The organism is Xanthomonas sp. NCPPB 2250 (assembly GCF_056725265.1).
This window is the reverse complement of record NZ_CM161520.1, coordinates 4,850,124-4,869,874: the sequence shown is the minus strand read 5'-3', so window position 1 is coordinate 4,869,874 and position 19,751 is coordinate 4,850,124. Positions and strand designations below refer to the sequence as shown.

At 68.7% G+C, this 19,751-nt stretch carries 23 protein-coding genes and 2 tRNA genes; 16 read left to right on the top strand and 9 right to left on the bottom strand.

The window, feature by feature from the left end:
• Nucleotides 1-73: 73 nt before the first annotated feature.
• Entirely contained in the window at nucleotides 74-712 is a 639-nt protein-coding gene (locus AC1PMG_RS19980; RefSeq protein WP_481110004.1) for a hypothetical protein, read from the bottom strand.
• A 212-nt stretch (nucleotides 713-924) separates the two neighbouring features.
• Nucleotides 925-1,851 (bottom strand): phosphoribosylaminoimidazolesuccinocarboxamide synthase, encoded by a 927-nt coding sequence (locus AC1PMG_RS19975; protein WP_267095121.1) that lies wholly within the window; start codon nucleotides 1,849-1,851, stop codon nucleotides 925-927.
• 142 nt (nucleotides 1,852-1,993) lie between these two features.
• Here AC1PMG_RS19975 and AC1PMG_RS19970 point away from each other — a divergent pair, with 142 nt between their 5' ends.
• The 12 genes from AC1PMG_RS19970 (at nucleotide 1,994) to AC1PMG_RS19915 (ending at nucleotide 12,512) form a co-directional block, all read left to right on the top strand.
• Entirely contained in the window at nucleotides 1,994-2,326 is a 333-nt protein-coding gene (locus AC1PMG_RS19970) for a J domain-containing protein (protein WP_010341396.1), read from the top strand.
• A gap of 9 nt (nucleotides 2,327-2,335) precedes the next feature.
• Nucleotides 2,336-3,004: a ribulose-phosphate 3-epimerase gene (gene rpe / locus AC1PMG_RS19965; protein WP_481110003.1), complete on the top strand. Its 669-nt coding sequence runs from the start codon at nucleotides 2,336-2,338 to the stop codon at nucleotides 3,002-3,004.
• A gap of 1 nt (nucleotide 3,005) precedes the next feature.
• Entirely contained in the window at nucleotides 3,006-3,488 is a 483-nt protein-coding gene (locus AC1PMG_RS19960; RefSeq protein ID WP_017910180.1) for a GNAT family N-acetyltransferase, read from the top strand.
• A gap of 217 nt (nucleotides 3,489-3,705) precedes the next feature.
• The gene (gene yegS / locus AC1PMG_RS19955) at nucleotides 3,706-4,638 is read left to right on the top strand and encodes a lipid kinase YegS (RefSeq protein WP_481110002.1); all 933 of its coding nucleotides are present in this window, start codon (nucleotides 3,706-3,708) and stop codon (nucleotides 4,636-4,638) included.
• 452 nt (nucleotides 4,639-5,090) lie between these two features.
• A complete protein-coding gene (gene trpE / locus AC1PMG_RS19950) occupies nucleotides 5,091-6,566 on the top strand; it encodes an anthranilate synthase component I (RefSeq protein WP_481110001.1) in 1,476 nt (491 codons plus the stop codon).
• Entirely contained in the window at nucleotides 6,563-7,636 is a 1,074-nt protein-coding gene (locus AC1PMG_RS19945; protein ID WP_481110000.1) for a threonine aldolase family protein, read from the top strand. The genes trpE and AC1PMG_RS19945 overlap by 4 nt, the downstream gene beginning before the upstream one ends.
• A 27-nt stretch (nucleotides 7,637-7,663) precedes the next feature.
• The gene (locus AC1PMG_RS19940) at nucleotides 7,664-8,431 is read left to right on the top strand and encodes an SIMPL domain-containing protein (protein WP_481111720.1); all 768 of its coding nucleotides are present in this window, start codon (nucleotides 7,664-7,666) and stop codon (nucleotides 8,429-8,431) included.
• A gap of 10 nt (nucleotides 8,432-8,441) precedes the next feature.
• Nucleotides 8,442-9,020, top strand: a complete 579-nt coding sequence (locus tag AC1PMG_RS19935) for an anthranilate synthase component II (protein WP_295931169.1) — start codon at nucleotides 8,442-8,444, stop codon at nucleotides 9,018-9,020.
• Nucleotides 9,021-9,069: 49 nt separating this feature from the next.
• A complete protein-coding gene (locus AC1PMG_RS19930) occupies nucleotides 9,070-9,708 on the top strand; it encodes a flavin reductase family protein (RefSeq protein WP_481109999.1) in 639 nt (212 codons plus the stop codon).
• Between the two features lie 47 nt (nucleotides 9,709-9,755).
• On the top strand, nucleotides 9,756-10,814 hold the full coding sequence (gene trpD, locus AC1PMG_RS19925; protein WP_481109998.1) for an anthranilate phosphoribosyltransferase: 1,059 nt from the start codon (nucleotides 9,756-9,758) through the stop codon (nucleotides 10,812-10,814).
• Between the two features lie 166 nt (nucleotides 10,815-10,980).
• The gene (gene trpC / locus AC1PMG_RS19920) at nucleotides 10,981-11,778 is read left to right on the top strand and encodes an indole-3-glycerol phosphate synthase TrpC (protein ID WP_481109997.1); all 798 of its coding nucleotides are present in this window, start codon (nucleotides 10,981-10,983) and stop codon (nucleotides 11,776-11,778) included.
• Nucleotides 11,775-12,512, top strand: coding sequence for a haloacid dehalogenase-like hydrolase (locus tag AC1PMG_RS19915; RefSeq protein ID WP_481109996.1), 738 nt, complete (start codon nucleotides 11,775-11,777; stop codon nucleotides 12,510-12,512). Before trpC ends, AC1PMG_RS19915 begins: the two co-directional genes overlap by 4 nt.
• A gap of 100 nt (nucleotides 12,513-12,612) precedes the next feature.
• Here AC1PMG_RS19915 and AC1PMG_RS19910 read toward each other — a convergent pair whose 3' ends face one another.
• The 3 genes from AC1PMG_RS19910 to crp all read right to left on the bottom strand — a co-directional run bounded on the left by AC1PMG_RS19910 (nucleotide 12,613) and on the right by crp (nucleotide 15,298).
• On the bottom strand, nucleotides 12,613-13,629 hold the full coding sequence (locus tag AC1PMG_RS19910; protein ID WP_481109995.1) for a glycoside hydrolase family 5 protein: 1,017 nt from the start codon (nucleotides 13,627-13,629) through the stop codon (nucleotides 12,613-12,615).
• Between the two features lie 193 nt (nucleotides 13,630-13,822).
• Nucleotides 13,823-14,581, bottom strand: coding sequence for a sulfite exporter TauE/SafE family protein (locus AC1PMG_RS19905; protein ID WP_342074296.1), 759 nt, complete (start codon nucleotides 14,579-14,581; stop codon nucleotides 13,823-13,825).
• A 27-nt stretch (nucleotides 14,582-14,608) separates the two neighbouring features.
• A complete protein-coding gene (gene crp, locus AC1PMG_RS19900; RefSeq protein ID WP_010341415.1) occupies nucleotides 14,609-15,298 on the bottom strand; it encodes a cAMP-activated global transcriptional regulator CRP in 690 nt (229 codons plus the stop codon).
• A gap of 147 nt (nucleotides 15,299-15,445) precedes the next feature.
• On the opposite strand from crp, the gene speD reads away from it, so the two are divergent.
• Together speD and AC1PMG_RS19890 are read left to right on the top strand one after the other, a co-directional pair.
• The gene (gene speD, locus AC1PMG_RS19895; protein ID WP_017910332.1) at nucleotides 15,446-16,240 is read left to right on the top strand and encodes an adenosylmethionine decarboxylase; all 795 of its coding nucleotides are present in this window, start codon (nucleotides 15,446-15,448) and stop codon (nucleotides 16,238-16,240) included.
• 116 nt (nucleotides 16,241-16,356) lie between these two features.
• Entirely contained in the window at nucleotides 16,357-16,674 is a 318-nt protein-coding gene (locus AC1PMG_RS19890) for a DMT family transporter (protein WP_481109994.1), read from the top strand.
• Between the two features lie 23 nt (nucleotides 16,675-16,697).
• Here the strand turns inward: AC1PMG_RS19890 and AC1PMG_RS19885 are convergent, their stop codons facing one another.
• Nucleotides 16,698-17,207, bottom strand: a complete 510-nt coding sequence (locus AC1PMG_RS19885) for a hypothetical protein (protein WP_481109993.1) — start codon at nucleotides 17,205-17,207, stop codon at nucleotides 16,698-16,700.
• 183 nt (nucleotides 17,208-17,390) lie between these two features.
• Nucleotides 17,391-18,035 (bottom strand): 2-polyprenyl-3-methyl-6-methoxy-1,4-benzoquinone monooxygenase, encoded by a 645-nt coding sequence (coq7, locus tag AC1PMG_RS19880; protein ID WP_481109992.1) that lies wholly within the window; start codon nucleotides 18,033-18,035, stop codon nucleotides 17,391-17,393.
• Between the two features lie 215 nt (nucleotides 18,036-18,250).
• Here coq7 and rplM point away from each other — a divergent pair, with 215 nt between their 5' ends.
• Both rplM and rpsI read left to right on the top strand, forming a co-directional pair.
• The gene (gene rplM / locus AC1PMG_RS19875) at nucleotides 18,251-18,679 is read left to right on the top strand and encodes a 50S ribosomal protein L13 (protein WP_010341420.1); all 429 of its coding nucleotides are present in this window, start codon (nucleotides 18,251-18,253) and stop codon (nucleotides 18,677-18,679) included.
• 2 nt (nucleotides 18,680-18,681) lie between these two features.
• Nucleotides 18,682-19,074: a 30S ribosomal protein S9 gene (rpsI, locus tag AC1PMG_RS19870; protein ID WP_342074295.1), complete on the top strand. Its 393-nt coding sequence runs from the start codon at nucleotides 18,682-18,684 to the stop codon at nucleotides 19,072-19,074.
• 482 nt (nucleotides 19,075-19,556) lie between these two features.
• Here rpsI and AC1PMG_RS19865 read toward each other — a convergent pair.
• Nucleotides 19,557-19,631, bottom strand: a tRNA-Gln gene (locus tag AC1PMG_RS19865).
• Nucleotides 19,632-19,672: 41 nt separating this feature from the next.
• Nucleotides 19,673-19,749 (bottom strand) — tRNA-Met (locus AC1PMG_RS19860).
• Nucleotides 19,750-19,751 lie beyond the last annotated feature (2 nt).

Genomic DNA, 19,751 nt, shown 5'->3' with positions numbered 1-19,751 from the left:
GAAGCCGAAGCGGGACATTGTCGGGGTTCTGCCGGCAGCCAGCGTTAGGGCTGTCAGGAGCGTGGCGAAAGGATCACAGTCCGTTCGAGAACACATCCAGCTTCCGCGGTTCGATCCATCCTTGCGCACAATCGCCTTCGGGACGCGCATTGTCTGCAATGGTGCAGTGTTTGCCCTGTTTGCGCTGAGTCACGAAGTCGATTGGGCGCTCGCCATACTGATTGCAAATGGGCTTGCCGTTGCATGCGACGACGCCGGCGGGAGGGATGGCGGCCACGTAGTAGTAGGCTGCCTGTTGACCCGCATGCGCGGTCGCCAGAATGCAGACGAACTGTCCATCTGAAAGCTTGGCGGTGACCTGCACCTTGCTGCCGGTGACGGGTAAGGCATCCAGAAGTGTCGCGTTGCGTTCGGCCACGCCTGCGAAGTTTCCGTCTGCGCCACAGCGTGGAGACACGTCGACGTCGTAGAAATCGCCAGCGTCCATGTTGCCCGCTACGCAGCCTTTACCTTTGGCCGCATTCTCACAACGAAGGTGCAAGGACCCGGCCAGTGCTGCAACGCCGTCATCCTGGTGGGCCGTCTGTGATGTGGTGGACGCGCGAACGGGGGTGGCCTCGTCCGAAGATGCAGTGCGAGCGGAAGCGTCAGCGGCGGGGCTCGCAGTTGTCGACGCGTCGGTCTGCCTAGGGCTGCAGGCTGCCAGCGCCATGAAAAGCACCAGGGATGCAAAAAGCGGGGGCGAACTAGCCAACGGATCCTCCTGATCAAGTCGCACGCACGACCGCTCGCGTGCGTGCCGGAGTCTAGCCGGCCAGGATTCTCCGGGTCGTGAAGCGGCGGGCATGGCGATGGGTGCCCGCAAGGTGGCCGCCGTCCGCGACCACCCGTGACGCGCCGGGCATCCGGCGCGCGGCCGCGCACTCAGTCGACCGAAATCCCCGCCAGCCGCTGCAGCGCCTCGGCGTACTTGGCGCGGGTACGGTCGATTACCTCCTGCGGCAGGCGCGGGCCGGGCGCGGTCTTGCCCCAGTCCAGCGTCTCCAGGTAGTCGCGCACGAACTGCTTGTCGTAGCTCGGCGGACTGGTCCCGACCTCGTACTGGTCGGCCGGCCAGTAGCGCGAGGAGTCCGGGGTCAGCATCTCGTCCATGATGTACAGGCGCCCGTCGGCGTCGGTGCCGAACTCGAACTTGGTGTCGGCGAGCAGGATGCCGCGCTCGGCGGCGAAGTCGGCGGCGAAGCGGTAGATGCGCAGGGTGGCGTCGCGCACGCGCTCGGCCAGTTCGGCGCCCACGGTCTTGACCATGGCGTCGAAGTCGATGTTCTCGTCGTGGTCGCCGACGGCGGCCTTGGTCGACGGGGTGAAGATCGGTTCGGCCAGCTTCTCGGCCTGGCGCAGGCCGTCGGGCAGTTCGATGCCGCTGACCTTGCCGGTGCGCTGGTAGTCCTTCCAGCCGCTGCCGATCAGGTAGCCGCGGGCGATGGCCTCCACCGGCACCGGCTTGAGCTTGCGGGTCACCACCGCGCGCTTGGCGTACAGGGCGGTGTCCACGCCCTCGGGCAGCACCGCGGCCACGTCGATGCCGGTGAGGTGGTTGGGCATCAGGTGCTCGGTCTTCTTGAACCAGAAGTTGGAGACCTGGCACAGCATCTCGCCCTTGCCGGGGATCGGGTCGGGCAGCACCACGTCGAAGGCGGAGAGGCGGTCGGTGGCGACCATCAGCAGGTAATCGCCGGGCGGCGCGTCGGCCGGCAGGCGCTCGCGGGGAATATCGAACACGTCGCGGACTTTGCCGCGGTGGCGCAAGGGCAGGCCGGGCAGATCGGATTGCAACAGCGTGGTGGACACAGGCACTCCTACGGACTTCGCAATGGCGACCGTCCCGGGACCCGGCGGGCCCGCGGCGGACGGCGGGCCGCGTAGTGTACGGCCGGAATGCCCCGCTGTGCCGTAAAATGGCCGGCCCTGACGCCGCGCCCGCCCTTGCCCCATGCCCTGGTACGGAAAACTGCTCGGCGCCATCGCCGGGGCCCTGCTGCTGCGGCCCACGCCGGTGCTGGGCGCGTTGATCGGGCTGCTGATCGGGCATGCCTTCGACGCCGACTGGTTCAAGCTGTCACAGCGCGAGGATCCCTACCGGGAACTGGGCCTGACCCGCGACGCCACCGACGCCGAGATCGAACTGGCCTATCGCCGGCTGATGTCCCAGTACCACCCCGACAAGGTCGCCAGCGCCAGCCCCGAGCTGCGCGCCCGCGCCGAGAAGAAGGCCAGCCAGCTCAACACGGCCTACGACCGTATCCGCACCCTGCGCAAGCGCTGAGATCCCGCCATGTCCGACTGCATCATCTCCCCGTCCATCCTGTCCGCCGATTTCGCCCGCCTCGGTGAGGAAGTGGATGCCGTGCTGCACGCCGGCGCCGACTGGATCCACTTCGACGTGATGGACAACCATTACGTGCCGAACCTGACCATCGGCCCGATGGTCTGCCAGGCGCTGCGCAAGCACGGCGTCACCGCGCCGATCGACGTGCACCTGATGGTCGAGCCGGTGGACCGGCTGATCCCGGATTTCGCCGAGGCCGGCGCCAGCATCATCAGCTTCCATCCCGAGGCCAGCCGCCACGTGCACCGCAGCATCCAGCTGATCAAGTCGCACGGCTGCAAGGCCGGCCTGGTGCTCAACCCGGCCACCCCGGTGGACATCCTCGATTGGGTGCTGGACGACCTGGACCTGGTGCTGGTGATGTCGGTCAACCCGGGCTTCGGCGGCCAGGCCTTCATTCCCTCGGCGCTGGACAAGCTGCGCGCGATCCGCGCCCGCATCGACGCCAGCGGCAAGCCCATCCGGCTGGAGATCGATGGCGGGGTCAAGCCGGACAACATCGCCGCGATCGCCGCCGCTGGCGCCGACACCTTCGTCGCCGGCTCGGCCATCTTCAATGCGCCGGACTACGCCCAGGTGATCACGCAGATGCGCGCCGCGGTGGCGGGGCGCTGAGATGGCGGCGCTGCACATCCGCCCGGCAGTGGCCGACGACGCGGCGCTGATCCTGCGCCTGATCCGCGACCTGGCCCGCTACGAGCGCGCCGAGGACGCGGTGCAGACCGACGAGGCCGGCCTGCGCGCCAGCCTGTTCGGCGCCGACGCCCGCGCCCAGGCGCTGATCTGCGAGGCCGACGGCCAGCCGATCGGCTACGCGGTGTACTTCTACAACTACTCCACCTGGCTCGGCCGCAACGGCCTGTACCTGGAAGACCTGTACGTGGACCCGGCGCACCGCGGCGTGGGCGCCGGCAAGGCGTTGCTGCAGCACCTGGCGCGGCAGGCGGTGGCCGAGGGCTGCGGCCGCTTCGAATGGTCGGTGCTGGACTGGAACCAGCCGGCCATCGACTTCTACGAAGCGGTCGGCGCCCGCGCGCAGGACGAGTGGACCGTGTACCGGCTGCAGGGCGAGGCGCTGGCCCGGTTCGCGGCCGGCTGAGCGGCGGCGGGCGTCCAAATAAAAGAACCGCACCGTCGCCGGTGCGGCCCCTGGGAGAGAAATCGGAGGCTGATCCTGCCTCCATCCGTCTTCCTTGCTATGGCCTTCCATGTTCCGGATCCCCGGTGACGTGCGTATGACAGCGCACACGCCTTGGATTCACGCATCGCGCATGCCGCGCCCGTTAGCGTGGGCGCCTCACCCCGGGATGGTTCGCATGGCTGCAGCGCATTGGCGTCTGATCCTCAACGGCAAGTCGGCCGGCGACGAGGCGTTGCGCGAGGCGGTCATGGCCATGCGTACGCGCGGCGTGGCGCTGCAGGTGCGGGTCACCTGGGAGCAGGGCGATGCCGAGCGCTACGTGGCCGAAGCGGTGGCCGACGGTGCTGCGTGCATCGTCGCCGCCGGTGGCGACGGCACCCTCAGCGAGGTCGCCACGGCGCTGGCGCATCGCCAGGAGACGGGCGACGCGCTGCCGGCCTTGGGGCTGGTGGCGCTGGGCACGGCCAACGATTTCGCCACCGCGACCGGCATCCCGCTGCCGCCGCTGGAGGCACTGGAGCTGATCGCCAGCACGCCGGCGCTGCCGATCGACCTGCTGCGCATCGAGGCCGAGCACGGCCCGCACTGGTGCGCCAACGTCGCCAGCGGCGGCTTCGGCACCCAGGTCACGGTGGAGACCGATGAAGGCCTGAAGAAGATGCTCGGCGGGCTGGCCTACCTGGTCACCGGCATGAGCCGGCTGGGCCGGATCGATCCGATCCGGGCGCGCTTCGAAGGGCCGGAGTTTTCCTGGGAGCGCGATTTCATTGCGCTCGGCCTGGGCAACGGCCGCCAGGCCGGCGGTGGCCAGGTGCTGTGCCCGGAGGCGCTGCTCGACGACGGCCTGCTCGACCTGACCCTGGTGCCGGAGTTGACCGGCGAGGTCGCCGCGACCCTGGGCACCCTGGTCACGTCCGGCAAGCAGGCCGCGCTGGAGCGGGTAGCGGTGCGCGCGCGCCTGCCGTGGCTGCGGATCGAGGCGGCGCAGCCGCTGACCCTGAACCTGGACGGCGAGCCGGAAACCTCGCGCCACTTCCGCATCGACTGCGTGCCCGGGCGCCTGCGCATGCACCTGCCGCCCGAGTCGCCGTTGCTGCGGGCGCGCTGACGCCAGCAGGCTCGCGGCGCCCGCCATCCATCTGCGCTCGTGTTGCTGTCGCGTTGCCCTCGTAGGAGCGGGTTTAGCCGCGACAGGCATTCCCGGTAATGCCCGTCGCGGCTAAAGCCGCTCCTACGACAGGCGGTGTGGCGATGATCGATTCGATCGTGGACGCGCATGCGATGACAGAGCGCCCACCTTGGACTCCGCACACCGCACCAAGGCAAGTGTTCCCGGTGTGGGAGGGACTTCAGTCCCGACGCGACACCCTCGCCGACCGCTTCCGCACCGCGATCGATTGGTCGCGCCTGCAACCGTTGCCAGTCGCCGCAGTTGCGGTAAAGTAGCCGCCGTGTCCAGCCTGACGACCCCGCTTTCCTTCACTTCCGCTCGCCGTGCGTGGCGATGGTGGCCTGCAGCCGTCGTCCGCCCTGTCACCGAGTCCCGGAAGGAAAGCCGTCTTGATTACCCGCGAGCAGTTCCAGCGCTACGCCGCTGAAGGTCACACCCGCATCCCCGTCGTCCGCGAAGTGCTGTCCGACCTGGACACACCGCTGTCGGTCTATCTCAAGCTCGCCGACGCCCCGCACACCTATCTGTTCGAATCGGTCGAAGGCGGCGAACGCTTCGGGCGCTACTCGATCATCGGCCTGCCGGTGCGCCGTGTGTACACCTTCCGTGGGCACACCCTGGAGGTGCGCGACCATGGCGAGCTGATCGAGCGCCGCGAGGTCGCCGATCCCTTCGCCGAGGTCGAGGCGCTGCGCGCCCAGCACGTGGTGCCCAAGCTGGCGGGCGTGCCTGGCTTCACCGGCGGCCTGGTCGGCTGGTTCGGCTTCGAATGCATCGGCTACATCGAGCCGCGCCTGGCCGGCGCCGTCGCCCACGACGAACTGGACACGCCTGACATCCTGCTGATGCTGTCCGAGGAAGTGGCGGTCTTCGACAACCTCAAGGGCCGCCTTTACCTGATCGTGCATGCCGACCCGGCCGAGGCCGATGCCTGGGAGCGCGCGCAGGCGCGCCTGGATGCGCTCACCACCACCCTGCGCCAGCCCGGTGCCGGCTACCCCGCGCCGCTGGCGCGCGATGTGCTGGACGAGAGCGACTTCGTCTCCGGTTTCACTCGCGAGGGCTTCATCGCCGCGGTGGAGAAATCCAAGGACTACATCCGCGCCGGCGATATCTTCCAGGTGGTGCTGAGCCAGCGCCTGAGCGTGCCGTTCACCGCGCGCCCGGTGGACGTGTACCGCGCGCTGCGCGCGCTGAATCCGTCGCCGTACATGTACTTCCTCGACGTCGGCGACACCCAGGTGGTCGGCTCCTCGCCGGAGATCCTGGTGCGGCTGGAAAACGGCCAGGTCACCGTGCGCCCGATCGCCGGCACCCGTCCGCGCGGCAAGACCCCGGAAGAGGACCAGGCGCTGGAGGCGGAACTGCTCGCCGATCCGAAGGAGCGCGCCGAACACCTGATGCTGATCGACCTGGGCCGCAACGATGCCGGCCGGGTCTCGCAGGCCGGCAGCGTCGCGGTCGGCGAGCGCTTCGTGATCGAGCGCTACAGCCACGTCATGCACATCGTCAGCGAAGTCACTGGCACCCTGTTGCCCGGCCTCAGCTACGCCGACGTGCTGCGCGCCACCTTCCCCGCCGGCACCGTCAGCGGCGCGCCGAAGATCCGCGCATTGGAAGTCATCCGCGAGCTGGAGCCGATCAAGCGCAACGTCTACGCCGGCAGCATCGGCTACCTCGGCTGGCACGGCGACGCCGATACCGCCATCGCCATCCGCACCGCGGTGATCAAGCACGGCCGCCTGCACGTGCAGGCCGGTGCCGGCATCGTCTACGACTCCGATCCGCAGACCGAATGGGACGAGACGATGAACAAGGGCCGCGCGCTGTTCCGTGCGGTCGCCGAAGCGGCGAAGGGGCTGTGAACGCCGCCGCATCGCCGCGGATCGGCTTCCGCAACGACTACAGCGAAGGTGCGCATCCGCGCCTGCTTGCCGCGCTGGCTGCGGCCAGCGCCGAGCAGAACGCCGGCTATGGCCTGGACCGGCACAGCGCGCGCGCTGCGCAGCTGATCCGTGCCGAGATCGGCTGCGCCGACGCCGACGTGCACCTGCTGGTCGGCGGCACCCAGACCAACCTCACCGCCATCGCCGCGTTCCTGCGCCCGCACCAGGCGGCGATCGCCGCCGCCTGCGGCCACATCGCCACCCACGAGACCGGCGCGATCGAGGCCACCGGCCACAAGGTGCTCACCGTGGAGGCGGCCGACGGCCGGCTCACGCCGGAGCGGATCGCGCCGCTGCTGGCCGAGCACGGTAACGAGCACCTGGTGCAGCCGCGGCTGGTCTACGTGTCCAACACCACCGAAGTCGGCACGATTTACCGCAAGCACGAACTGCAGGCCTTGCGCGCGTTCTGCAACGCGCATGGCCTGCTGTTGTTCCTGGACGGCGCGCGCATCGGCAGCGCGCTCACCGCCGAAGGCAACGACCTGACGCTGGCCGATGTCGCCGCGCTGACCGATGCGTTCTATATCGGCGGCACCAAGAACGGCGCGCTGCTCGGCGAGGCGCTGGTGATCCTCAACCACGGGTTGAAAGCGGATTTCCGCTATCTGCTCAAGCAGCGCGGTGCGCTGCTGGCCAAGGGCATGGTACTGGGCACCCAGTTCGCCGCGCTGTTCGAGGATGGGCTGTTCTACGAGCTCGCCGCGTACGCCAACCGCATGGCCGCGCGGCTGCGCGAGGGACTGGCCGCGGCCGGCGCTGAGTTCGCCTCGGATTCGCCGACCAACCAGTTGTTCGTGATCCTGCCTGCCGCCGCGGTCGAGACGCTGGCGCAGCGCTACGACTTCGAGCGCTGGCAGGTGCTGAGCGATGGCCGCTGGGTGATCCGCTTCGTGACCTCGTGGGCGACGCAGGACGCGGCGGTCGATACGTTGATCGCGGATTTCGCTGCGCTGATCCAGCCAGGCACGCTGCGTGCGGCCGGCTGACATTCCGCCAAGGAGAGGAAGATGAACATTCGTACGCTTGTCGCCTGGGCCTTTGCCGCGGTGCTGGCCTTGCCGGCCATCGCCAGCGCGCAGGTCAACAGCCTGCCGTCGCAGCCGCATTTGTTGGTGAAGGGCGAGGCGCAGCGTGAGGTGGTGCCGGACAGGTTCTCGCTACGCATCAACCTGCGCGCCATGGATATGCAGCCCGACCTTGCTCGCAAGCGAATCCAGGCATCGGCGGAGCAGATTCTTTCAGCACTGAAAAGAAACCGTGCTTTGCAGGACAGCATCATGGCCTCCTCTTTGCAGATCCAACCCTCGTATCGCTTCTCGCCGCAAGGGGGAACTCAGGAGTTCGAGGGTACCGAGGTCAAGCGCAGCATTGGTGCAACGTTCCGATCGCTCGACGATGCGCGCCAGTTCCTCAGCGGATTCAAGACCAGCCGTGAGGTCGAATTGTCTGGAATCCAGACTTCCTACAGCAAGGAGGACGAGATACGTATGCAGCTGAAGCGGGAAGCCGCCGAGCAGACCCGTGTTTCGGCAGACGGGCTTGCCAAGGCTTATGGCGTGCGTATCCAGGGGCTCTACACCATCTCCGATGTCGCGCCTAGCTTTTCCTATGGTATCCAGGCAGGTACCTGGCCAGCCGCGCGCAACGCCCGCGCCGGCTTCGTCTCCTCTCCAGAGCCACCGGCGCCAGCTAGCGACGTCGGCGCGATCGTCGAATCCCTCGAAGCCGGCACCCTTACCCTTTCCGAAAACGTCTATGCGGTCTTCCTGATCGCGCAATGAGTCCTTCGCCATGCTGCTGATGCTGGATAACTACGACAGCTTTACCTACAACCTCGTGCAGTACCTGCAGGCGCTCGGCGCCGAGGTCAAGGTGGTGCGCAACGACGCACTCAGCGTGGACGAGATCGAGCGCCTGGCGCCCGAGCGCATCGTCATCTCGCCGGGGCCGTGCACGCCGAACGAAGCTGGCGTGTCGCTGCAACTGATCGAGCGGCTGGGCCAGCGCATCCCGATCCTGGGCGTGTGCCTTGGCCACCAGAGCATCGGCCAGGTCTACGGCGGGCAGGTGGTGCGTGCCGGCACCATCATGCACGGCAAGACCTCGCGCATCCGCCACGAAGGCCGCGGTGTGTTCGCCGGCCTGCCGGACCGCTACGAGGCCACCCGCTACCACTCGCTGGTGGTGGAGAAGACCACGCTGCCCGACTGCCTGGAGGTGACGGCGTGGACCGAACACGACGACGGCTCGGTGGAGGAGATCATGGGCCTGCGCCATCGCCAGTTCCCGGTCGAGGGGGTGCAGTTCCATCCCGAGTCCATCCTCACCGAGCATGGCCATGCCTTGCTGAAGAACTTCCTGGAGCGCTGAGCGCGCCGCGCCGGCGCCGCCCGCCTTCCGCCACTGCCGGACCCTGCCGATGCACGAGCGCACCGACGCCTTCCATTTCTACGAGCCGGCCAACGGCCACGGCTTGCCGCACGACCCGTTCAACGCCATCGTCGGGCCGCGGCCGATCGGCTGGATCGGTTCGCGCAGCGCCGATGGCGTCGCCAACCTGGCGCCCTACAGCTTCTTCAACGCCTTCAACTACGTGCCGCCGATCGTCGGTTTCGCCAGCATCGGCTGGAAGGACAGCGTGCGCAACATCGAGGCCACGGGCGAGTTCACCTGGAACCTGGCCACGCGGCCGCTGGCCGAGGCGATGAACGCCAGTTCCGCCGCGGTGGCGCCGGAGGTCGACGAGTTCGCCCTGGCCGGCCTCGTTGCCGCGCCCTCGCGCCTGATCGGCGCGCCGCGGGTGGCCGCCAGCCCGGTCAGCTTCGAGTGCCGGCTCAGCCAGTTGCTGCCGCTGCAAAGCGCACGCGGCGAGCCGATCCAGACCTGGCTGGTGCTGGGTGAGGTGATCGGCGTGCACATCGCCGAGCACGCCCTGCACGACGGCATCTACGACCCGGCCGCGGTCGCCACCCTGCTGCGCGCCGGTGGCCCGGCCGACTACTTCGAAGTGCTGGCGCAAGGGCGCCTGCGCATGTCGCGGCCGACGCCTCCGCGCTGACCCGCGCCGCCTTTTCCTCATTCGCCTAACCGCAGACCGTCTTCGCCATGACCATCACCCCCCAGCAAGCCCTGCAACGCACCATCGAGCACCGCGAGATCTTCCATGACGAGATGGTCGGGCTGATGCGGCAGATCATGCGCGGGGAGGTGTCGCCGATGATGACCGCGGCCATCCTCACCGGCTTGCGGGTCAAGAAGGAAACGGTGGGTGAGATCGCCGGTGCGGCGGTGGTGATGCGCGAGTTCTCGCGCACCGTGCCGGTCGTCGACCGCACCCACATGGTCGACATCGTCGGCACCGGCGGCGACGGCTCGCACACCTTCAACATCTCCACCTGCGCGATGTTCGTGGCCGCGGCGGCCGGCGCCAAGGTGGCCAAGCACGGCAACCGCAGCGTCTCCTCCAAGTCCGGCAGCGCCGACGCGCTGGAGGCGCTGGGCGCGGCGATCGAGCTGCAGCCCGAGCAGGTGGCGCAGGCGTTGGCGGCGACCGGCATCGGCTTCATGTACGCCCCGGTGCACCACCCGGCGATGAAGGTGGTGGCGCCGGTGCGGCGCGAGATGGGCGTGCGCACCATCTTCAACATCCTCGGCCCGCTGACCAATCCGGCCGGCGCACCGAACATCCTGATGGGCGTGTTCCATCCCGACCTGGTCGGCATCCAGGCGCGCGTGCTGCAGGAACTGGGCGCCGAGCGCGCGCTGGTGGTGTGGGGCCGCGACGATATGGACGAGCTCTCGCTCGGCGCCGGCACCTTGGTCGGCGAGCTGCGCGACGGCCAGGTCCGCGAGTACGAGGTGCACCCGGAGGACTTCGGCATCGCCATGTCGGCCAGCCGCAACCTCAAGGTCGCCGACGCCGCCGAGTCGATGGCGATGCTGCGCGCCGTGCTCGACAACGTGCCGGGTCCGGCGCTGGACATCGTCGCCTTCAACGCCGGCGCGGCACTGTACGTGGCTGGCCTGGCCGAGGACATCGGCGCCGGCATCGTCCTGGCCCGTGCTGCTATTGCCGATGGGCGTGCGCGGGCGAAGCTGGAGGCGTATGTGGCCTGTACGCAGGGCCTGGTCGGGGCCCGGGACCCGGGACCCGGGACCCGGTAAGCGCAGGGCGTCGCCGATCTGCGGCCCCTCGTCTCGACTCGGGCATGTCGTCGGTTGCACTACTTGAATGGCGGCCCAGGCTGTTGCGGGTCCCGGGTCCCGGGTCCCGATCCCTTCTTTACCCCACATCGCCGATAATCCGGCCATCCCCCAGGATTCCCACCGCATGAGCAGCGACATTCTCCGCACCATCCTCGCGCGCAAGGCCGACGAGATCGCCGAGCGCAGCGCGCGCGTGCCACTGGCCGAGCTGGTCGCTCGCGCCGAGGCCATGCCGCCCACCCGCGGCTTCGCCCGCGCGCTGCAGGCCGCCATCGCCAACGGCGATCCGGCGGTGATCGCCGAGGTCAAGAAGGCCAGCCCGTCCAAGGGCGTGATCCGGCCGGACTTCCACCCGGCCGACATCGCGGTCAGCTACGAATTCGGCGGCGCCGCCTGCCTGTCGGTGCTGACCGACGAGGACTTCTTCCAGGGCCACGACCGCTATCTGCAGCAGGCGCGCGATGCCTGCACCCTGCCGGTGCTGCGCAAGGATTTCACCATCGATCCGTACCAGGTGTACGAGGCGCGCACGCTCGGTGCCGACTGCATCCTGCTGATCGTGGCCGCGCTGGACGACCTGCAACTGGCCGAACTGTCGTCGCTGGCCCTGCAGCTGGGCATGGACGTGCTGGTGGAAGTGCACGACATCGACGAACTGGAGCGCGCGCTGCAGGTGCCGGCGCCGCTGATCGGCATCAACAACCGCAACCTGCGTACCTTCGAGGTGTCGCTGCAGACCACCTTGTCGATGCAGGACGCGGTGCCGCGCGACCGCCTGCTGGTCACCGAAAGCGGCATCCTCGGCCCGGACGACGTGGCGCTGATGCGCGGCGCCGGCGTGCACGCGTTCCTGGTCGGCGAGACGTTCATGCGCGCCGAGGAACCGGGCGAGGCGCTGCGCCAGCTGTTCTTCGCGGCATGAGCGGGCAGGACGCCAGTCCGTATCCGCTGCCGCGCGCCGATGCGCCGCTGGTGGTGTTCGATTTCGACCACACGCTGTACGACGGCGACTCCGGCAGCCACCTGTTCGCCTGGCTGATCAAGCGCAATCCGCTGCGCCTGGCCGCCGCGGTGCTGGCCACTCCATTGCTGGGGCCGCTGGTGGCGATGCTGCCGACCCGCCGCACCGGCATCTCCGGCTACGTCTGGATCGCCAGCTTCGGCCTGCGCCGCGCGCGCGAGTTCAACCGCATCATCGATCAGTACGTGCTGCAGCATCAGGCGCAGATCCGCCAGCGGCTGCTGCCGCAGGCGTTGGACGTGTTCGCCCGGCACCGCGACGCCGGCGATCGCGTGGTGGTCGCCACCGGTGCGCCGCCGGAACTGGCGCGCGCCATCCTCGGCTTCGTCGCGCACCAGGACGTGCCGGTGGTCGGCAGCCTGATCGGCCCGCGGCTGGGCGCGGTCACCGCCACGCGTCACTGCCACAACGAGGAAAAGATGCGCATGCTGCGCGAACTGGGCTACGGCGAGATCGCCATGGCCTATTCCGACAGCACCGCAGACCTGCCGCTGCTGCAGGCCGCGGCCGCGCCGGTGGTGGTCAATCCCAAGCACGGCGCGGTGGCGGTGTTCCGCCGGCTGCTGCCGTCCGGCACGCCGATCCTCAACTGGGGCTGCCGCGATCGCGCCGGCGAGGTCGTCGGCTCCCAGTAGGGCACGCCGCCGCGCGCGCTGCTGCGCATCCGGCACCGCGGCGCCGGCAACCGTGCAGGGTCATCGCCGCTCGCGCGTGCGGCGAGACCGCCTGCGGGCATCAGCCACCGGATTTGGCGTAAGCGCTGTCGCTCCCGACCAAGGCATGGTGCAGCGGCGCGACCCACTGGCCGCGGTCGATGTCGTAGGCACCGAAGCTGCCCTCGAACTCCCAGTAGGCCCAGGCGAAATGGCGCTTCTCGGCGGCGTTGACCACCGCCACCGTCCAGGCCAGGCGATCGGCCGGCGGTGCCTGCTCGTAGGCGCCGAATTCGCCCAGCAGCACTTGCCGATGATGCGCCTTGGCCCAGGCCGCGATGCGGTCGAACTCGCCATACAGCTTGGTCCGGTCGGCTGCGCTGCCCCAGGTCACGCCGGTGTGGTCGCGGATGTCCGCAGGCGCCCACGGCGCGCCCTGGTGGGTGAAGCGGAACGGGTTGTAGTAGTGCACGGTGACCAGCAGGTGCGCATCGTCCTCGGGCAGGCGCAAGCTGTCGAGCGCGGTGAAGGAATTGCTGTTGCCCGGGCCCACCACCACCGTGCGGGTCGGGTTGTCGCGGCGGATGATCTGCAGCGCATCGCGCAGCAGGTCGTTCCACACCGCGCTGGTCATCTGGCCATTGGGCTCGTTGAGGATCTCGAACAGCACCGAGGGCGGCGCGTGGCGGTAGCGCGGGGCGACCTGGCTCCAGAACGCCAGCAGCCTGGTCCGGCACAGCGCGGCATCGGCGGCGCAGGGGTGGAAGTCGTGTTCGTCCAGGATCACGTTCAGGCCCGCCGCGGTGGCCTGGTCGACCACCGTGTCCAGCGTCTTCAGCCAGGTCGGGTCGAGTCGGTTGTCCGCGTCCATGTGCGCGAAGGCCTGCAGGTTGACCCGGACCGTACGGAAGCCGCCGTCGCGGATCGTGCGGTACAGCGGCGGGCGGAAGCGCGCCTTCGCCGGGTCGTTCCACAGCGGGTCGTAGCCGAGGATGTTGACCCCGCGCCCGAGCCGGGCGAAGGCGTCGTCGGCCTGCGCGCGCGGCGCCGGCAGCGCCAGGCACAGCAAGGCCAGGAGGAGCGGAAGGGCACGGTGCATGGCGGTCTCGCGGGGCAGGGGAGTGGCGCGACGCACAGCCATCGGTGGCAGCGTCCGCCCGCGATCATCGCGCGGCCCGCCCCGGCAAAAGCAAACGCGGCCTGACCGCAGATCAGCTGACCAGAGCAGATGCCTCAGGCGCCGAGGACGCCGCCTTTGCGAATCCCCAATCCCAAATCCCAAATCCCGGGCGTCAGCCCACCCACCGATACAGCGCCCCGCCCACCTGATACAGGCTGATGCCCAGCACCAGCAGGCCCACCGCCACCAGCACCCAACGCTCGCGCACGCGCTTGACCAGCAGCGCCGCCAGCGGCGCGGCGAGCATGCCGCCGACCAGCAGGCCGAGCACGATGTCCAGGTGCTGCAGGCCCATGGTCAGCAGGAAGGTCAGCGAGATCGACAGCGTCACCAGGAACTCGGCGGCGTTGACCGTGCCGATGGTGGTGCGGGCCTGGCCGCCATGGGCAAGCAGGGTCGAGGTCGCCACCGGGCCCCAGCCACCGCCGCCGCTGGCGTCCAGCAGGCCGGCGACGAAGCCCAGCAGCGGCACCCGCCGCACCTCGCGGCGCGGCAGCGCACGGCCGGCCGCGCGCAACAGGATCAGCACCGCCAGGGCCAGCAGATACAGATAGACGAAGGGGCGGATCAGCTCGCCCGGCAACTGGGTCAGCACGTAGGCGCCGGCGACCCCGCCGACCATGCCCGGCAGCGCCAGGCGCAGGAACAGCCGCTTGTCCACGTTGCCCAGGGCCAGGTGCGACAGGCCCGAGGCGCCGGTGGTGAACACCTCGGCGCTGTGCACGCTGGCGCTGACCACCGCCGGCGGCAGGCCCAGGCTCAGCAGGACCGAGGACGAGACCAGGCCGAAGGCCATGCCCAGCGCGCCGTCCACCAGCTGGGCGGCCAGGCCGACCAGCACGAACCAGTAGAAGGTCTCGCTCAGCACCATCGTGCCGGGCCTATCGACCCATGGCGGTCAGCGCGCGCCGTACAGCACCACGGTCTTGCCGCGGGCGTGCAGGATGCCGTCGACCTGCAGCTTCTTCAGCACGCGGCCGGCCATCTCGCGCGAGCAGCCGACCAGTCGCGCCAGTTCCTGCCGCGACACGCGCAACTGCATGCCCTGCGGGTGGCTCATCGCCTCCGGCTCCTGGGCCAGGTCGTGCAGGGTGCGCACGATGCGGTCGGTCACGTCCAGGAACGCCAGGCGGCTGGCCTTGCGCGAGGTGTCCAGCAGGCGCTTGGACAGCTGCACGCCGATCGCGTACAGCACCCGCGGCGCATCGGACGACAGCGAGCCCAGGAACAGCTGGTGCAGGCGCTCGTAGCTGATCTCGGCCAGTTCGCAGGGTGTACGGGTGCGCAGGATCACCTCGCGCTGGTCGGACTCGATGAACAGGCCCATCTCGCCGACGAACTCGCCGCTGCCGAAATAGCCCAGCACCAACTCGCGGTCGTCATCTTCCTCGGCGATGATGCTGACCGAGCCGCTGACGACGTAGTACAGGGTGCCGGCCGGATCGCCTGGCCTGAACACGTCCGTCCGCGCCGGATAGCGGCGACGGTGGCTGTGGGCCAGGAAGCGGTCGATGGTGGCGGTGTCCAACGTCAAAGGACTTGGAGCGATGCGCACAGGTGCTGCAGTGGATGTGTTTCCGGGGCTCATGGCGGCTTCGCTACGGCGTAATTCCCGAAGCTTAACGGGACGCGTTCGCGGCGGCAAACAAGAGACGGACGCCACGTTTCGCAGCGCGGCCATTTGGCTCATAATTGATTGGCTTTCCCCCCGACCCACTTCCAGAGGATCCACGCCGTGGTCAAGCCGTTGCCTCGCCTGAGGCTGCAAGGTTTCAACAACCTCACCAAGGCGTTGAGCTTCAACATCTACGACGTCTGCTACGCGATCTCCGAAGAGGAGCGCCAGCGCTACATCGAGTACATCGACGAGCAGTACGACGCCGATCGCCTGACCCAGATCCTCACCGATGTGGCCGAGATCATCGGCGCCAACATCCTCAACATCGCGCGCCAGGACTACGATCCGCAGGGCGCCTCGGTGACGATCCTGATCTCCGAGGAGCCGGTCATCGACAAGAAGGCGGCGGGCAAGGAGATCATTTCCGATGCCGTGGTCGCGCACATGGACAAGAGCCACATCACCGTCCATACCTACCCGGAAACCCATCCGCAGCACGGTATCGCCACGTTCCGCGCCGACATCGATGTCGCCACCTGCGGCGTGATTTCGCCGCTGAAGGCCCTCAATTACCTGATCGAGAGCCTGGAATCGGACATCGTGATCATGGACTACCGCGTGCGCGGCTTCACCCGCGACGTGAAGGGCAAGAAGCACTACATCGACCACAAGATCAACTCGATCCAGAACTTCCTGGCCAAGAACGTCAAGTCGCGCTACGAGATGTTCGACGTCAACGTCTATCAGGAGAACATCTTCCACACCAAGATGCACCTGAAGGACTTCGACCTGGACCAGTACCTGTTCGAGGAAAAGGCCAAGAACCTCTCGTTCAAGGAGCGCATGCGCATCGAGGCGCTGCTCAAGCGCGAGATCGAGGAGCTGTTCCACGGGCGCAACCTGTCCGAGTAAGCGCTCCACACCGGCGGGACGGCCCGCCCGCAGCGCGCGCTGCGACCCCTGCCGACGGCGGCCCGATGTGCAGACATCGGGCCGTTTTCGTTTTCATTTGTCTACGGAGAAAGACAATGCCCTGGATCTACGTGCTGCTCGCCGGTCTGTTCGAGATCGGTTTCGCCCTCGGCCTGAAGTACAGCGAAGGCTTCACCCGGCCGTGGCCGACCGTGGCGACCCTGGCCGGTGCGGGCCTGAGCCTGTGGCTGCTGACCCAGGCGCTCAAGCACATCCCGCTGGGCACCGCCTATGCGATCTGGACCGGGATCGGTGCGCTGGGCACGGCGGTGCTCGGCATCGCCCTGTTCGGCGACAGCGCCTCGCCGGCGCGGCTGGCCTGCATCGGCCTGATCGTGGTCGGGGTGATCGGCCTGAAGCTGGTCGGGCACTGAGCGCAGCCCGCGCGAGCGTGGCCTCAGGCGGCGGCGATGCGGCGCCGGGTCAGCACCCGGCCGATCAGCAGCCGGTGCGCGACCACCGCCAGCAGGGCGGCGATCGACAGCGCGATCAGCGCGCGGGTGAACACGCTGCCGAGGTTGCCGGCGTGCTGCAGCTGGTCCAGGCGCCCGAAGCGTGCGGGATCGGCATTGGCGTAGGCGATCTCGACCGTGGCGCCATCCAGCAGCAAGGGCGCGGCCTCCGCGCCGCTGGCCTCGAAGGCGCCGCTGTGCAGGCGGCCCTTGCTCTCGAACACATAGTGGAAGCGGTAGCGCACCAGTGGCTCGGTCTGCACGCCGAAGGCGCCGTCGGCGATCACCGGGACGGTGGCGACGGAATGGTCGCGCAGGATCGCGCTGGCCTGGCGGTAGTCGCCGAGCAGGTGCTGCAGCAGGGCGCCGCCGCCGATCGCGAACAGGGTCGCGAACAGCAGGCGCGACAACCAGCGGGTCCGGGGCGATGGCAGATGGGGCGAGGATGCGGGCATGACAGTCTGCAGGCGGAGCGCACACGGGCGCGGCTCGGCACGGGTACATCGGTGGCTGCGGCACATGGCGATACCGCAGCCGGAACGGCGTGCGCCGACGTGGAATCAGTCAGCGTTCGTTCACTTTAACGCGATCGGCCCGGCAATGCCAGCCGGGGTGGCGTCGGCCCGACCGGCGGGCGGCTACAGCCGATAGGCGACGGCCTTCATCAGCCGCGAGGCGGCGGCCATGACCGAGGGGATCGGCGGCGGCAGGCGCCGCGCCCCGGCCTGTTCGGCATGCTCGGCGTGGCGGGCCTCGTCGGCCTTCATCACTGTCAGCACGTCGCGGCTGCGCAGGTCCGCCGGCGGCAGGGTCTGCAGGTGTTCGTCCAGGTGCGCCTCGACCTGGCGCTCGGTCTCGACCACGAAGCCCAGGTTCCAGCCGTCGCCGCGCAGCCCGGCCAGGGTGCCGATCGCGTAGCTGCCGGCGTACCACAGCGGATTGAACAGGCTGGGGCGGCTGTCCAGTTCGCGCAGCCGTGCCGCGCACCAGGCCAGGTGGTCGGTCTCTTCCTGCGCCGCCTCCAGCAGGTGCGCACGCGTGGCCGGATCGCGCGCGACCGCGGCCTGGCCGAAGTACAGGCCCTGCGCGCAGACTTCGCCGACGTGGTTGATGCGCATCAGGCCGGCGGCGTGGCGGCGCTCGTCCGGCGCCAGCACCACGTCGGCGGTGGCCGCGGCGGGGTAGGGACGCTGCGCCGGCGGGTCGCCGAACACGGTCTCCAGCGCGCGCTGGGCCTCGACCAGGGCGCGATCGAGCGGGGAATGCTGGCGGCTGGCGGTCATGGGGGAAGCCCGGAAGCGGTGGCGTCCCCGATTTTCGCCGCCGGCCGGTGTGCTGCCAAGCGCGCCGCCGACCCTGGCACCGCGGGTCAGGGGCGGACTTGCGCGCGGCGGCCTGGCCACGTAGAATTTCGTCTCTTGCGTTTTTGCAATTCACAACGCGTGGCAAAGTTCCGGCCGTTCGCTGCAGGAATCCGCCCGACCAACCGAGTCTGATCATGAGCACCTTCACTGCTAAGTCCGAGACCGTCCAGCGCGACTGGTATCTCGTCGACGCCGCCGGCAAAACGCTGGGCCGGCTTTCCACCGAACTGGCCCGCCGCCTGCGCGGCAAGCACAAGCCGGTCTACACCCCGCACGTCGATACCGGCGATTACCTGGTGGTGATCAACGCCGAGAAGATCGTCGTCACCGGCAACAAGCTCAAGGACAAGAAGTACCACCGCTTCACCGGCTACATCGGCAACCTGAAGACCGAGAGCCTGGAGCAGGCGCTGGAGCGCCACCCGGAGCGCGTGATCGAAATCGCGGTCAAGGGCATGCTGCCCAAGGGCCCGCTGGGCCGCGCGATGTACCGCAAGCTCAAGGTCTATTCCGGTGCGGAGCATCCGCACGCCGCTCAGCAGCCGCAGGTTCTGGATATCTAATCATGGCGATTTCGCAAAACTACGGCACTGGCCGCCGCAAGTCCTCCACCGCCCGCGTGTTCCTGCGCAAGGGCACCGGCAACATCTCCGTCAACGGCCGTCCGCTGGACGAGTTCTTCGGTCGCGAGACTGCGCGCATGATCGTGCGCCAGCCGCTGGAACTGACCAAGAACACCGAGAGTTTCGACATCCTGGTCACCGCCAGCGGCGGCGGCACCACCGGCCAGGCCGGTGCGATCCGTCTGGGCATTGCCCGTGCGCTGGTCGAGTACGACGAAACCCTGAAGACCGAGCTGCGCAAGGCCGGCTTCATGACCCGCGACGCCCGCGAAGTCGAGCGTAAGAAGGTCGGTCTGCACAAGGCCCGTCGCGCCACCCAGTTCTCCAAGCGCTGATCCACCGCGCCTGGCGTGGGTTCCCTCGGGAGCCTGCTGGGGACCAAGCAAAAGCCCGGCTTCGGCCGGGCTTTTGTCGTTTTGGGTTGGTGGGTGCGTCGGCCGATGCGCCAGCAATTGTCGCGGATCAGCCTCGCTGCATCTGCGTGCGGTGCGCGGGTGATCGCCGGCCTGTTCGGAGGTCCGGGTTCGCCGCTGGATCTTGTTATCCAGGCTTCCAGGTCGCGCGTCCTGCTGGCGGGCTGTCTCCGATGGCAATTCATCCGGGCCGCCCCGGTTTCCGGCGACTCGCATCCCATCTGGTGGAGTAGCCCCCTTGGAGTCCAAGGGGGCGCGCCGACAGGCGCGGGGATGTGGAGGCGGAAGGCCGGGGCCCACGCCTTGCGCAGCAAGGCGTGGGGCGCAGGCGCTGCGCGCCTGCGCGAACCCGCAGCCAAACACACAAAAAAGGCCGATCTTTCGATCGGCCTTTTTTGTGTGTTTGGCTGCCCCGGATGGATTCGAACCACCGAATGCCTGAGTCAGAGTCAGGTGCCTTACCGCTTGGCGACGGGGCAATGTGGACTGCAAGTATCGCACGCCTTGGGCGTACACACCATGGTGGCTATGGGTGGACTCGAACCACCGACCCCAGCATTATGAGTGCTGTGCTCTAACCGGCTGAGCTACATAGCCCT